The sequence below is a fragment of the Vibrio sp. A11 genome, assembly GCF_013048705.1.
Classification (GTDB): Bacteria; Pseudomonadota; Gammaproteobacteria; order Enterobacterales; family Vibrionaceae; genus Vibrio; species Vibrio metschnikovii.
Window position 1 is genome coordinate 104,014 of sequence record NZ_VHSI01000006.1, and the last position, 14,379, is coordinate 118,392.

Consider the following 14,379-nt stretch of genomic DNA (forward strand, 5'->3'; position numbering starts at 1 on the left):
TTGAGCAGTGTTTGAAAAGGAAAACATCATGAAATACGGCTATTTCGATAATGAAAATCGCGAATACGTCATTACTCGCCCCGATGCTCCGGCCCCGTGGACCAACTATCTTGGCACAGAAAAATTCTGCAGCGTGATTTCACATAACGCTGGCGGATACGCTTTCTATCATTCTCCTGAGTACAATCGTGTCACTAAGTTTCGACCGAACTTTACTCAAGATCGTCCCGGTCATTATGTTTATTTACGTGATGATACCAGTGGTGATTTTTGGTCTATTTCTTGGCAGCCGGTGGCGAAAAGCCTTGCCCAAGCCAACTATGAAGTTCGCCATGGTCTGTCTTACTCAATTTTTAAATGCGAATACCAAGGTATCGTCGCCAGCAAAACGCTGTTTGTACCCAAAGGAGAAGATGCTGAACTGTGGGATATGGTGATTGAAAACACGTCCAATGAGACGCGGACCATCAGTGCTTTCAACTATGTTGAATTTTCCTTTAGCCATATTAAATCTGATAACCAAAACCATCAGATGTCACTTTATTCTGCTGGTACTAAATATAAAGAAGGGGTGATTGAATACGATCTGTATTACAACACTGATGATTTCTTAGGTTTTTATTATCTCACCGCGACCTTCGATGCCGATAGCTATGACGGTCAACGTGACCAATTCCTCGGCATGTACCGTGATGAAGCCAACCCAATTGCGGTAGAGCAAGGTCGATGCTCAAACAGCGCACAAACTTGCTATAACCATTGTGGTGCGCTGCATAAGCAGTTTGTCCTCCAACCCGGAGAAAAAGTCCGTTTTGCTGTGGTATTAGGGGTCGGTAAAGGTAACGGTGCAAGACTACGTGAAAAATATCAAGATCCACAACAGGTTGATCAAGCATTGGCAGCGATAAAAGCCCATTGGGATGAACGCTGCGCCAAGTTCCAAGTCAAATCCCCTAATCCAGGCTTGGATACCATGATTAACACTTGGACGCTCTACCAAGCGGAAACCTGCGTAGTCTGGTCACGCTTTGCCTCTTTCATCGAAGTGGGTGGCCGTACTGGGCTTGGTTATCGTGATACCGCTCAAGATGCCATCTCGGTGCCTCATACTAACCCTGAAATGACCCGTAAACGCTTAGTTGATCTGCTGCGTGGTCAAGTGCAAGCGGGCTACGGTTTACACCTTTTTGATCCAGACTGGTTTGATCCAGAAAAAGCCAATGTCAAACCATCAAAATCGCCAACCGTCGTTCCAACGCCTTCTGATGACGATAAGATCCACGGCATCAAAGACACCTGCTCTGACGATCACCTATGGATCGTGCCGACCATCTTAAATTACGTGAAAGAGACTGGCGATATGGCCTTTATCGATCAAGTGATTCCTTATGCCGATGGCGGTGATGCCACCGTGTACCAGCATATGATGGCTGCGCTCGATTTCTCCGCCGAATACGTGGGTCAAACCGGAATTTGTAAAGGTCTACGCGCCGACTGGAACGACTGTCTGAATCTTGGCGGTGGTGAATCGGCGATGGTGTCTTTCCTTCACTTCTGGGCACTAGAAGCATTCCTCGAACTGTCTCGATTCCGTCACGATGAAGCGGCCACCGATAAATACCAAGCCATGGCTAACGGGGTGCGCGCCGCGTGTGAAACCCATTTATGGGATGAACAAGGTCAATGGTACATTCGCGGCCTGACTAAAGATGGCGATAAGATTGGCACTTTTGACCAAGTGGAAGGCAAAGTGCATCTGGAATCCAATTCACTGGCTGTGCTGTCTGGTGCGGTGAGCCACGAACGTGGCATCAAAGCCATGGATGCAGTGTATGAGTACCTCTTCTCTCAATATGGCTTGCATCTCAATGCGCCATCCTTTGCGACCCCAAATGATGATATTGGTTTTGTGACTCGTGTTTACCAAGGGGTAAAAGAAAATGGCGCGATTTTCTCTCACCCTAACCCTTGGGCATGGGTGGCTGAAGCAAAACTCGGCCGTGGCGATCGAGCGATGGAATTGTACGATGCGCTCAATCCTTATAATCAAAACGATCATATCGAAACTCGTATCGCTGAGCCCTACTCCTATGTGCAGTTCATCATGGGTCGCGATCATAAGGATCATGGTCGAGCCAACCATCCTTGGCTGACTGGTACTTCTGGTTGGGCTTACTACGCCACCACAAACTTTATATTGGGGATTCGCACTGGCTTTGAGGGCTTAGATGTCGATCCTTGCATCCCAACCTCATGGCCTGGTTTTGAAGTCACCCGTCAATGGCGCGATGCGACCTATCAGATCAAGGTGGAAAACCCTGATCACGTTTCTAAAGGTGTGAAATCGATCACTTTGAACGGTCAAGCGATTGAAGGGGCGATTCCGGTGCAAACAGCAGGCTCAGTCAATCAAGTCATCGTCACAATGGGCTAAACAGCTTGGGGCGCATTTTTGCGCCCCTCTAAGGAGAGAAGCATGATTCAATTTGGTACCGGAGGCTGGCGAGCCTTTATTGGTGAAGAGTTTACCAAAGACAATGTACGCATCGTCGCACAAGCGCTAGCCAACATCATTCAGCAAGAACAAGTGGCAGAGCAAGGCTTTGTGATTGGCTATGATCGCCGCTTTTTATCCGATAAGGCCGGGCGCTGGTTTGCAGAAGTCCTTGCGGGCAATGGCATCGTGGTCAGTTTTATTAATAAATTTGTCCCCACGCCGGTGGTGATGTTTCAAGCAAAAGTTATGGACTGCGCTTACTCGGCCTGCATTACCGCCTCACATAATCCTGCCGATTATAATGGCATTAAAGTGTTTATCCGCGGTGGACGTGACGCTGATGAAATTATTACGAAAAAAATTGAACAACAGACAGCAAGGTTGACGCTTAGCGACATTCGATCGCTCGATTTTGAGCAAGCTATCGCGGAACAACTTATCATCAACATTAATCCAATGAATGATTTTGTCGATTCGATCATTAACTTGATTGATATTGACGCGATCCGTAAAGCAAATTTACGGGTATTGATCGATCCTATGTTTGGCGTGGCGAAAAATGCACTACAAACCGTCCTGATCAATGGCCGCTGTGATGTTGATGTGATCAACGATGGGAAAAATCCTGATTTTGGTGGATTAATGCCATCGCCCAGTGCCGCTACCTTATATCGCCTGCAACACCTAGTGAAAAATGAAGGTTATGACATTGGCATTGGCACCGATGGCGATGCGGATCGACTGGGGATTATTGATGAAAAAGGCCATTTTATTCATCCCAACGAAGTGCTAATGCTGCTTTACTATTACCTACTGGAATATAAAGGCTGGAAAGGTTCGGTAGTACGTAATATTGCCACTACGCATCTATTGGATAAAATTGCCGCGGATCATGGCGAGCAATGCTTTGAAGTTCCGGTTGGCTTTAAGCATATTTCTTCACAAATGGAAGCGGCTGATGCTTTGATTGGCGGTGAAAGTTCAGGGGGCTTGACCATTCGCGGGCATATCAAAGGTAAAGACGGCGTCTTTGCTTCTAGCTTATTGGTTGAAATGCTCAGTGTCACTGGCAAAAAACTCTCTGAATTATTGCAAGAGATCTATGGCCGCTATGGTTATGCTTACACCGCCGAAGGGGATTGTAAATTTAGTCAGCAGCAAAAGGCCTCTCTATACAATAAGCTGTATGTTGAAAAACAGCTGCCAGACTTTGACGATGAGATAGAAAAAGTCAGCTATGAAGATGGAGCGAAAGTCTATTTTTCCAACGGCGGCTGGATCATTGCCCGTTTTTCCGGCACGGAACCTTTACTGAGAATCTTTGCCGAGATGGCAGATAAGCCCACCGCAGAACGATTAGTCGATCAAATGAAAGCGTTTTTACAACTTTAATCCCGATTAAAGTTCAGTAGGCTCACTAGGGTCTGCCTTGTATAAAGAAGCCACAAACTGCTGCAAAAATCAGCTCGAAAGATAAACAAACCCTAGGGGTACAATATCGAAGTGAAAGTCATCGTACTTTCACTTCTTCCAATACTCGAATAAAGCGGCCAACCTAGCGTCTTTATCTTCCTATCTTTTGATAAAGCTCAGGCCGCTTCCCCCCCCTGCCTTATCATACAATTTGTTACAATTACTCAACTCTTGATTTTATTGTTTTCTTTCAAGGCATTAAATCACATTATTGATTTTTGAGATTTTCCACCATGACTAGCTATTGACCCAAAGAGTGCGATTAATAATAATTATCAAACTTATTTATACAATGGCATCGATAACGCTTAATGCCAGTGCAGTAAGTAAAGCCAAATACCGTCGATCGTCCTACTCATTGAGATAAAAGGTTTATTCATGCAAAAGAAGTTGCTCTCAACTGTCGCTTTAGTCAGTAGTTTCATCACCGCCCCATTACTCCACGCTCAAGACATCACGCTTTATTCAGGCCGTGGTGAAACGCTTGTTAAACCGATCATCGAACAATTTGAAAAGCAGAGTGGCATTAAAGTTAACGTACGTTATGGTGATACCGCTCAACTTGCGGTGTTATTGCAAGAAGAAGGCGCTCGCTCACCAGCTGATGTGTATTGGGGACAAGATGCAGGTGCGATGGGAGCACTGGCTAACGCAGGTCTCTTAGCCACGCTACCAGAAGCGGTTTACAAACAGCTACCTGAGATTTATACCAGTAAAACAGGTCAATGGGTTGCCGCCAGTGGCCGCTCACGCGTGATCGCTTATTCGACTGAACGCGCTTCTGCGGAAGATATTCCAGCCTCTGTGTTTGATTTAACGTCAGAAAAATACAAAGGCCGTTTTGGTCTTGCACCAACCAACGGTGGCTTCCAGTCATTCGTTACCGCAATGCGTGTTGAGCATGGTGACGAGAAAACCTTGGCGTGGTTAAAGGCGATGAAAGCCAACCAACCGAAAATTTATCGTAATAACACCACTCAAGTACAAGCCATTGGCGATGGCGAAATTGATTTTGCGTTGGTCAATAACTACTATTTACCACGCTTTGTTGCCGCCAATGCGAACTTCCCAGCCAAGCAGACTTACTTTGCCGAAGGTGATATTGGTAACTTAGTTAATGTCGCGGGTGTTGCCGTGTTAAAAAGCAGTAAAAAGCAGCCTCAAGCGATTCAATTTATTGAGTACATGCTTTCTCCTGCCGCTCAGCAATACTTCACCTCAGTAGTTGGTGAATACCCAGTCACTCAGGGCATCATTCCTAACCCTGTGTTGGGTGAGCTAGATACACTATTGCAAGCAGCACCCAGTATTGACCTCGATCAACTGGCTGATTTACAAGGTACCTTAAAACTGTTGCGTGACGCAGGTTTGCTATAAGTTTTACGATAATTTCGTACCTTATTCATTACCCTTAATGGTAATATCTCGACCACAAAGCCAGTGCGCAAGCATTGGCTTTGCTATTTAATCATAATTTATAGTATGCAACTTGGCCCTATAATTTGGCCTTGATCAGACTATCTCCGTCTCAGCGTTATCACGCTCAATCAAGAGATAGTAATAATTAGCAAACTCCACCAAGGACACTGAATACAGGTAGTAACTCCTATGAGTGTTTCATCACAACCAGACTTTTCAATACGAGCGATTGGTCAACGTCCTCCGTTTTATTTACTGCTCAGTGCTGGTGTTATCTCGCTATTGATGATCATTCCGCTGTTTTACTTGGTTCTGCGTGCATCACAAGCTGATTATGATCAGCTGATTGAATTGGTGTTTCGAGCGCGCAATTGGCAACTTTTGCTCAATACATTATCTCTGACCTTTGGCGTGTTAGCCGTTTGTACCTTTTTAGCACTGCCCATGGCTTGGTTAGTTACCCGTACCTCGATAGCAGGAAAACAGCTGTTAACCATTCTCGCGATTGTTCCCCTTGCGATACCCGGTTACGTGATGGCTTATGCTCTACTCGGTATCGGCGGCAATATGGGCGCATTAGCTCACCTATTTGATATTCGAATCAGCAATATCTCCGGCTATTGGGGGGCGGTGTGGGCGCTGGCGCTTTATACCTACCCATATATTTTTTTGAATCTACGCGCCGCACTCTTAGGTCTAGACAGTAGCTTAGAAGAGAGCGCCTACAGCCTTGGTTATTCTCGATTCGCCACCTTTCGTTTTGTGATGCTGCCACATTTATTACCAGCGCTCCTCGCTGGCTACATGGTGGTGGCTCTTTATGTGCTCGGCGATTTTGGCGCCGTAGCCTTAATGCGCTATGAAGCGTTTAGTTTTGCGATTTTTAATCAGTATTCAGGGGCATTTGATCGGATTTACGCCGCTTGGCTATCACTGATGTTACTGGCTCTAGCGGGCAGTTTTTTATTAATTGAATACTCATTGTTAAAACGGAAACGCCTCTCCAGTGTCGGTAGTGGTGTTACTCGTCATGCAAAACCGTTCGCCTTAGGGGCTTGGACTCCTGCAGCCTGGTTCTATGTCACTGTTGTGTTTTCCGCCTCCATCGGTTTGCCTTTAACCATGCTCGGTTACTGGATGATCGTCATACCACCGGATATCAGTTTGCTCATGCAAGTCCCTTTCACTTTTGCACGCTCTGCCTTTGCCGCCGCACCCGCCGCGTTATTGGCGGCTTTGATGGCGCTGCCACTGTGTTATTTAGTGACTCGCTATCCATCGCCATTAACACGCACCATGGAACGCAGTGCTTACATTGGTTATGCACTGCCTCCTTTAACGCTGGCTTTAGCCATGGTGTTTTTTGCTCTGCATAGTGCATTTTTCTTATACCAGACCTTAGCATTGCTGATCCTGACTTGGAGTCTAGCCACTCTTGCCTTAGCGATGGGCCCTATTCGCAGCGCGCTCATCCAAACCCGTCAAAATACCGAAGAAGCGGCGCAGTCCTTAGGTTACAGTTCAAGCGCTAGTTTTTTTTATGTGGTTCTGCCTCGCTTAAGACGCGGTATTTTAGCGTCCATCGCTTTGGTGTTTCTATTCTGCATGAAAGAACTGCCGATCACTTTCTTACTCGCTCCTACGGGGTATCACACCTTAGCGGTGACTGTGTTTTCACGAACTTCGGAAGGATTGATGGCAGAGGCCGCCCCCTTTGCGACGGCGATTGTTTTATTTTCTAGTTTATCGATCGGTTTAATCTTAAATCGTGAAAAGATCAAAGGGACCCAATGAGTTCATACAACCTTGTTATTGACGCTATGCAAGATACCTTAGCGACTGAAAAATCGCCTCATTGCCAATACCAAATTCAAGCGCAGCAATTAAGTAAATGGTTTACCGATAGCGATCAACCTGCAGTCAGCGATGTCTCTTTTCAACTGCAAGCCGGTGAAATTTTGGCTTTATTAGGTCCCAGCGGCTGCGGAAAAACCACTACATTACGCATGCTGGCTGGATTTGAGCAACCTAACTCAGGGCAGATTGCCCTTCATGGCCAAGAGGTCACTCAACGACCCGCTCAAGAACGTAATATCGGCATCGTCTTTCAAGATTATGCGCTGTTTCCGCACATGACGGTGGAACAAAACATTATGTTTGCCATGCGTACGACGCCCAAAAATCAACGTGCAGAAAAAGCGATCCCTTGGTTAGAGTTAATGGGACTAAGCCATTTATGTCATCGTTATCCCAACGAGTTATCCGGTGGACAGCAACAACGTGTAGCGCTTGCTCGTACCTTAGCCGCTGAGCCCGACTTAGTGCTGCTTGATGAACCGTTTAGTAACCTTGATGCGGCACTGCGTGAAGCCACGCGTAATGAAATGCGTCAATTATTTAAGCGCTCAGGAACAACGGTGATTTTAGTGACTCATGATCAAGCGGAAGCACTGTGCTTCGCCGATAAAATTGGCGTGATGCAACAAGGTAAATTGGTGCAAATCGGTACGCCACAACAGGTCTATCAGCAACCGATCAATGCGTTTGTTGCTCAATTCTTAGGTCATACTAATTTAATCACCGGTCAAGTTGATGGCGATCAGGTACAGACTCGCTTAGGCAATATCACGCTTCCCGGATTGTCTGAACCCAGTGTTACTCTCTCTATTCGACCAGAAGATATTCAACTGAGCAGCCAGCTAAACGAGCAGCAGACACAAGCGACGGTGATCAGCCGTGAATTTCGTGGCCATGATTACTTTTATACCCTACAACTCGATGAACTGAATTTATCAGTTATCACTAACCGTCACGCTGAATTTGCCGTAGGTCAAACGGTCGCGATTACCAACATCGCTTACGCTTGCCGTTTACTGGCATAAAAAATCCCCTTACTGAGCCTTCAGTAAGGGGATGATTAACGATTCAATATCGCTATTTTAGAGTGACAAATTCAGGGTAAGCATCAACGCCGCAGTCATGAATGTCCATGCCTTGCATTTCTTCTTCTTCAGTGACTCGAATACCAATCGTCGCTTTGAGAATCGCCCACACCACTAAGCTAGCCGTAAACACCCAAGCAAAAATCACCGCAGCACCGAATAACTGAGCCGTTAATGTCGCCTCAGGGTTACTTAAAGGCACCACCAGCAAACCAAACAAACCACACACACCGTGTACTGAGATGGCACCGACTGGATCATCAATTTTGAGTTTATCCAAACCGACAATACTGAACACCACAATCACTCCAGCCACTGCGCCAATCGCCACCGAATAGAGAGGCGATGGTGACAGAGGATCGGCGGTGATCGCCACTAAACCCGCTAATGCACCATTAAGGATCATCGTCAGATCAGCTTTACCCCAAGTAGTTTTGCATACCAGTAGCGCTGCAATCGCTCCCGCTGCCGCTGCCGCATTAGTGTTTAAGAACACTTGCGCTACTGAGGTGGCATTCTCAAAATCGGAGATCATTAATTGTGAGCCACCGTTAAAGCCAAACCAACCAAACCATAGAATAAAAGTACCTAAGGTTGCTAACGGCATGTTTGAACCAGGGATCGGGAAGATTTGGCCATTTTTACCATATTTACCTTTACGAGCACCGAGCAAGAGCACACCCGCTAAAGCCGCAGAGGCTCCCGCCATATGCACAATTCCTGAACCAGCAAAATCACTGTATCCTGCCGCATCCAAAAAGCCGCCGCCCCATGTCCAGTAACCTGAAACCGGGTAGATAAATGCGGTCAATACTAGTGCAAAAATCAAAAATGCCCACAGCTTCATTCGCTCAGCCACGGCGCCAGAGACCACTGACATCGCGGTAGCCACAAACACCACTTGGAAAAAGAAATCCGCTTGCAAAGCAAAATCAGCACCTTCTTCTTGGCTACCAATCAAGCCACCTAAGGAAGGAAATAAACCACCTTCAACATTATCAACATACATAATGTGATAGCCGACGATCAAAAAAGTGGTACAAGCTATCGCGTATAAAACAAAGTTTTTGGTTAAAATTTCGGTGGTGTTCTTAGAGCGAACTAAACCCGCTTCTAACATGGCAAATCCAGCCGCCATCCACATCACTAATGCGCCAGAAATTAATAAAAAGAACGTATCCAGTGCATAGCGCAGCTCAGTTACTGTCAGTGACAATTCCATAGTCATATTCTCCAATCCATTGAATGTTAAAGCGCTTCACTGTCGGTTTCGCCAGTACGAATGCGAACCGCGTGGCTTAAGTCATAAACAAAAATCTTGCCATCACCGATTTTCCCGGTGTGCGCCGCTTTAATGATCGCCTCAAGAACGCGATCAACATTATCAGCTTGAGTGGCAATTTCTAATTTCACCTTGGGTAAAAAATCCACTTGGTATTCAGCACCGCGGTACAACTCAGTGTGCCCTTTTTGGCGTCCAAAACCTTTAACTTCAGTCACCGTCATCCCTTCAATGCCAACATCCGCTAAAGCCTCACGTACATCATCGAGCTTAAAAGGTTTAATTATCGCGTTAATCAGTTTCATCGTATCCTCTCAATCGCAGTCATCCATTTCCTACTCATACAATCCAAGGTACGTGCCAACTTTTTAACGTATTGTTTATAAAGATTATTTACTTAAAGTTAGCGCTTAAAAAATGCAAAACGCACCATAAAGGTGCGTAAATTCCCACTATTGAAGCAACCGCTTCACGTTTCACTGATGTTGTGCAATGTATTGTCAGCCTCGACCTAACCGAGCGAAGTCGGCCGATAGCGAATAAATTCACACCACTGATCAATCATCAAGATAAAATCATCCAAACCACAGCTCGCTGTGCTTTCACAATCATAAAAATCAAAGTCACTCTCGACGTCTAACTCATCCTCATGAGACAACACATTGGCTTGCACAGTCACTTCATCGGCTAGGATCATCAAGCTAATTTCACGCCCTTCTAATACTTGCTCTTGGTTCGGCGCTTGCTGGGCTTGATGAATGGCTTGTAACACTTGATCGACTTTTTGACGGTCATGGCTGATCTCTTCTTGCAACCAGCGACCAATGATTTCATGGCCCATTGAAAATGCGCAGTAATAACTGCCATCGAGGGTATTTTTTTTAAATTCGTAGTCCATCAGGTTCTCTGCCATTGATGCTTGGGGATAAATAGAATCTTGTTATTATCAATGATTATCGACACTAAAGAAACTCAACTGTCTCCTTGCTCAGCGATGGTTTACTCTAATTAACGGCCTCAGCCCCATAAGGTGTAATAATGAAAATTGTCATTGCTCCTGATTCATACAAAGAAAGCCTAACCGCGATGGAAGTGGCTACCGCGATTGAAAATGGATTTAAACAAGTATTCCCTAACGCCCAATACCTAAAATTACCCATGGCCGATGGTGGAGAAGGCACGGTTCAATCCCTAATTGACGCGACCGGTGGATCCATTTTTATGGCTACAGTCACCGCCCCTTTAGGTGAACAGATTGAGGGTTTCTACGGATTAATGGGCGATGGTAAAACCGCCGTGATAGAAATGGCAGCCGCATCTGGTTTGCACCTTGTCGCGCCAGAGCTGCGCAACCCAATGAAAACCACCAGCTATGGCACAGGTGAGTTGATCAAATCTGCGCTCGATCACGGAGTGGAACGGATCATCATAGGGATTGGTGGCAGCGCGACTAACGATGGCGGTTTAGGCATGGCGCAAGCATTAGGGGTTAAAATGCTCGATGCACAAGGCGATGAGCTAGGCTTTGGTGGTGAAGAATTGGCTAAGCTGGCTCGCATTGATACCTCTGCTATCGACCCACGCTTAGCCAAGATCGCGCTACAAGTGGCTTGCGATGTGAATAATCCTTTATGCGGTAAACAAGGGGCAACGCAGATATTTGGCCCACAAAAAGGCGCAACGCCGGAGATGGTTGCGCAGCTTGATGCCAATCTTGCCCATTACGCACAGATCATCAAAACGCAACTGGCAATCGATGTCAAAGATATCCCTGGCGCAGGCGCGGCGGGAGGCTTAGGAGCAGCGCTGATTGGTTTGCTTGGGACAAGCCTGCGTCCTGGCATTGAGATTGTTATGGAAGCAGTTAATCTGAGTGACATGGTCAAAGATGCCGATTTAGTGATTACTGGCGAAGGGCGCATTGATAGCCAGACTATTTATGGCAAAACGCCCATCGGGGTAGCGCGAACCGCCAAACGTTTTTCAGTGCCGGTGATCGGCATTGCGGGAAGCTTGTCTGCCGATTGCGGCGTGGTGCATCAACATGGGATGGATGCGGTGTTCAGTGTGGTACCAAGCTGTGTTGATTTAGCGACCGCTTTTTCTAAAGCAGCACAAAATATCGAGCTCACTGCACGTAATGTGGCGGCAGTATTGCGTTTGTCTCGCGCGGATCAATCTTAATCGTCTTTAGCCAATGACGATTAAGATTACACCAAGCAGCATGACATCATACTGATTAATAAAAATGCCAGTGATCGTCAGATCGCTGGCATTGTCTATTCACGACTTGTCACTCAACACGAGACTTAGAAAGTGTAGTTAGCCGAAATCCATAAGCGGCGTCCTTCTAAAATCGCACCTTTGGTCGATTGTTGAAGATTACTGTATTGACTTGCGTAGTAGGTATCACCGTCATACTCATAAGCAGTGAACTTACGAAAATCTTGGTTAAATAAATTATATATTGTCGCATTGACACTGAAGTTTTTATTGATCCGATAAGCGCCACCCAGATCAAACAGGGTATACGCTTTAATATCACCTACTGCATCGTACATCGCTTTATTAGCGGCAGTGAGATCTTCCACTAAACCATTAAAGCGACGGCTCTCGCCACGATAATTCACTGCTAACCAAACATTGGCTTGCTCAGTCGCAGCCCAGTTCACTTTCGCACTGGCTTTGTGTTTTGGTGTATCACTCAGCTCGCCAGCAACCTTGCCTTTTTCCTTAATTTCCGTTTCAGTAAAGGTGTAGTTCATCGAGAAATTCACCGTGTCGAGTAATGGCATCGCAAAAGCAAATTCCACACCACGACTGTAAGCTTCATCAACGTTAGTTTGTTGGCTAAAAGTATCTTGAGTCCAGTTATCACCATAACTCACGCAGCCAGGACGGTTCGGATTGCTCGATGAGAAACAGTTGTATAATGGCGTACCCGTTGAGATCTTATCATCAAACTGGTTATGGAATAACGTGACATTGGTAGTAATGCCTTGCTCACCATTGTAGTAAAAACCAATCTCGGTAGTGCGAGTGGTCTCTGGTTTTAGATCCGGAGAACCGATGGTAATTTGTGTCCCTTGCCCGGTAATCCCATTAATTCCAGAGTGCAAATCATTAACTGGTGGCGCTTTATAACCGGTGCTCACACCACCTTTGACTGTCATGGTTGGGCTAAGGCTGTACACCGCATAGGCACGAGGACTAAAGTGGCTACCAAAAGCATCATGATGATCGTAACGTCCACCTAAAGTCAGGCTTAAAGCATCTGTGATTAACCATTCATCTTCGGCAAACAATGACCATGTAGTTTGTTCAAAATCTTCACTAGACATCCCATCTATCATAGAAGCATTCCAATATTGTGCTCCCACAGTCAGGTAATGATCATCACCGATGGTCGTATTGAGTTTGGTATCCAACACAATATTGGTGGTTTCTAATTCGCGCTTATCTTTGACATTCTTACCTGGGATACCACTCGGACGATTTGGATTCCCCGGAATGGTGCGACCAATGGTCTCAGAAACGTTATACATGACACTCGATTCCCATACCCCTAAATCTACTTGAGAAGTATGACCGAGTGCAAACTGACGGTTTTCATAGCGTAACTCGTCAGCATAACCGCGCCAATTGGTTGCAGTATCATTGTTGCTCAGTTTACGATTTTCTGGAGTACCGTTATCGTAATTCTGACGCGATAAGTCCATATCGAACCATAAGTTATGATCGTCTATCGCAATGTAATCAAAACGAGTACCAAAGGTATAGTTTTCATTATCGACTTTGCTTTGCCCACGGGCGTCTAGCTCGCGACCATCTGCTCCCTGCGCAGTCAGATTGGATTCATTACGTTTATAAAAACTACCGCGAACGGCTAGACCTAGCGTATCCGCGATCAGCGGACCACTGGTATGCAAACTGGTTTTATGAGTATCACCAAATTCACGCTCTTGCTGCCAAGTATAATCTTGGGTGATCGATGTATTCCAAGTGTCGGTTACTTTACGGGTGATGATATTGATAACCCCGCCCATCGCATCTGAGCCGTAGAGCGTTGACATCGGGCCACGGACAATTTCAATTCGCTCAATAGCATTAACCGGCGGCATAACCCCACCAGACATCTCACCAAAGCCATTTGGCGTGATATTTCCCGCGACATTTTGTCTGCGACCATCAATCAAAATCAGCGTATATTCAGACGGCATACCACGGATACTGATGTTCAAACCACCGGTTTTTCCAGTATTACCAAAAACATCAATCCCTTCTTGATCTTGTAGCGCTTCAGCAAGATTAGCAAAACGCTTCATTTCCAGATCAGCCCGCGAGATCACACTGATGGTAGCGGGAGCATGAGTCAATTTCTTTTCAAAACCAGAAGCGGTGACGACCATTACTTCATCCGCTTTACTTTCCACTTGGGCCAACACAGGCAAATGACACAGCGAGGCAATCGCCACCGCTAAGCTCGTTTTACGAGTTAACAACATGGTTCTATTCCTTTATCTTTATTGCATAATGCCCATTGTTTGGTCCAAGGAGGCGCTCAACAGCGATAACGATGGAGGCACTCACCATGATTGCCGTATAACGACAGCTTCACGTGGGTTGGAAATAAATGGGCTTGAACTATCACTGGAAGGAATCTAACTAATAATAATTATCAATTGTATTTACTTTACATTCTTTACACTGATAAAGGGAACTTTTCTCAACATCCTAATCGAAAATGATATTGCCCCCTCTCAATT

General features: G+C 45.8%; 10 protein-coding genes. 6 read left to right on the forward strand and 4 right to left on the reverse strand.

Features of this window, described 5'->3' with window-relative positions; translation table 11 throughout:
* The first annotated feature begins 28 nt into the window (after nt 1-28).
* The 5 genes from FKQ60_RS08225 to FKQ60_RS08245 all read left to right on the forward strand — a co-directional run bounded on the left by FKQ60_RS08225 (nt 29) and on the right by FKQ60_RS08245 (nt 8,271).
* Nucleotides 29-2,434, forward strand: coding sequence for a N,N'-diacetylchitobiose phosphorylase (locus tag FKQ60_RS08225; RefSeq protein WP_170906288.1), 2,406 nt, complete (start codon nt 29-31; stop codon nt 2,432-2,434).
* Between the two features lie 42 nt (nt 2,435-2,476).
* A complete protein-coding gene (locus tag FKQ60_RS08230) occupies nt 2,477-3,889 on the forward strand; it encodes a phosphoglucomutase/phosphomannomutase family protein (protein WP_154170214.1) in 1,413 nt (470 codons plus the stop codon).
* A gap of 459 nt (nt 3,890-4,348) precedes the next feature.
* Complete coding sequence (locus FKQ60_RS08235) at nt 4,349-5,347, forward strand: iron ABC transporter substrate-binding protein (RefSeq protein ID WP_154170212.1); 999 nt, start codon at nt 4,349-4,351, stop codon at nt 5,345-5,347.
* 231 nt (nt 5,348-5,578) lie between these two features.
* Entirely contained in the window at nt 5,579-7,183 is a 1,605-nt protein-coding gene (locus FKQ60_RS08240; protein ID WP_170904704.1) for an iron ABC transporter permease, read from the forward strand.
* Nucleotides 7,180-8,271 carry an ABC transporter ATP-binding protein gene (locus tag FKQ60_RS08245; protein WP_154170210.1) on the forward strand — a complete coding sequence of 364 codons (1,092 nt, stop codon included), beginning with the start codon at nt 7,180-7,182 and terminating at the stop codon, nt 8,269-8,271. The genes FKQ60_RS08240 and FKQ60_RS08245 overlap by 4 nt, the downstream gene beginning before the upstream one ends.
* A 52-nt stretch (nt 8,272-8,323) precedes the next feature.
* Here FKQ60_RS08245 and FKQ60_RS08250 read toward each other — a convergent pair whose 3' ends face one another.
* The 3 genes from FKQ60_RS08250 to FKQ60_RS08260 all read right to left on the reverse strand — a co-directional run bounded on the left by FKQ60_RS08250 (nt 8,324) and on the right by FKQ60_RS08260 (nt 10,511).
* The gene (locus tag FKQ60_RS08250) at nt 8,324-9,553 is read right to left on the reverse strand and encodes an ammonium transporter (protein ID WP_154170208.1); all 1,230 of its coding nucleotides are present in this window, start codon (nt 9,551-9,553) and stop codon (nt 8,324-8,326) included.
* Between the two features lie 26 nt (nt 9,554-9,579).
* Nucleotides 9,580-9,918 (reverse strand): P-II family nitrogen regulator, encoded by a 339-nt coding sequence (glnK, locus tag FKQ60_RS08255; RefSeq protein ID WP_004394213.1) that lies wholly within the window; start codon nt 9,916-9,918, stop codon nt 9,580-9,582.
* A 206-nt stretch (nt 9,919-10,124) separates the two neighbouring features.
* Nucleotides 10,125-10,511 carry a YacL family protein gene (locus tag FKQ60_RS08260; protein WP_154170206.1) on the reverse strand — a complete coding sequence of 129 codons (387 nt, stop codon included), beginning with the start codon at nt 10,509-10,511 and terminating at the stop codon, nt 10,125-10,127.
* A gap of 140 nt (nt 10,512-10,651) precedes the next feature.
* Between FKQ60_RS08260 and FKQ60_RS08265 the strand changes: the two genes are divergently transcribed.
* On the forward strand, nt 10,652-11,797 hold the full coding sequence (locus tag FKQ60_RS08265; protein WP_154170204.1) for a glycerate kinase: 1,146 nt from the start codon (nt 10,652-10,654) through the stop codon (nt 11,795-11,797).
* A 125-nt stretch (nt 11,798-11,922) separates the two neighbouring features.
* On the opposite strand, the gene FKQ60_RS08270 is transcribed toward FKQ60_RS08265, so the two are convergent.
* Nucleotides 11,923-14,118 carry a TonB-dependent receptor gene (locus FKQ60_RS08270; protein ID WP_170906289.1) on the reverse strand — a complete coding sequence of 732 codons (2,196 nt, stop codon included), beginning with the start codon at nt 14,116-14,118 and terminating at the stop codon, nt 11,923-11,925.
* Between the last annotated feature and the right edge of the window lie 261 nt (nt 14,119-14,379).

Excerpts from the sequence above, each read along its gene's own strand:
- FKQ60_RS08225 (WP_170906288.1), top strand. The coding sequence starts at position 29 with ATGAAATACGGCTATTTCGATAATGAAAATCGCGAATACGTCATTACT.
- FKQ60_RS08230 (WP_154170214.1), top strand. The coding sequence starts at position 2,477 with ATGATTCAATTTGGTACCGGAGGCTGGCGAGCCTTTATTGGTGAAGAG.
- FKQ60_RS08235 (WP_154170212.1), top strand. The coding sequence starts at position 4,349 with ATGCAAAAGAAGTTGCTCTCAACTGTCGCTTTAGTCAGTAGTTTCATC.
- FKQ60_RS08240 (WP_170904704.1), top strand. The coding sequence starts at position 5,579 with ATGAGTGTTTCATCACAACCAGACTTTTCAATACGAGCGATTGGTCAA.
- FKQ60_RS08245 (WP_154170210.1), top strand. The coding sequence starts at position 7,180 with ATGAGTTCATACAACCTTGTTATTGACGCTATGCAAGATACCTTAGCG.
- FKQ60_RS08250 (WP_154170208.1), bottom strand. The coding sequence starts at position 9,553 with ATGGAATTGTCACTGACAGTAACTGAGCTGCGCTATGCACTGGATACG.
- glnK (WP_004394213.1), bottom strand. The coding sequence starts at position 9,918 with ATGAAACTGATTAACGCGATAATTAAACCTTTTAAGCTCGATGATGTA.
- FKQ60_RS08260 (WP_154170206.1), bottom strand. The coding sequence starts at position 10,511 with ATGGACTACGAATTTAAAAAAAATACCCTCGATGGCAGTTATTACTGC.
- FKQ60_RS08265 (WP_154170204.1), top strand. The coding sequence starts at position 10,652 with ATGAAAATTGTCATTGCTCCTGATTCATACAAAGAAAGCCTAACCGCG.
- FKQ60_RS08270 (WP_170906289.1), bottom strand. The coding sequence starts at position 14,118 with ATGTTGTTAACTCGTAAAACGAGCTTAGCGGTGGCGATTGCCTCGCTG.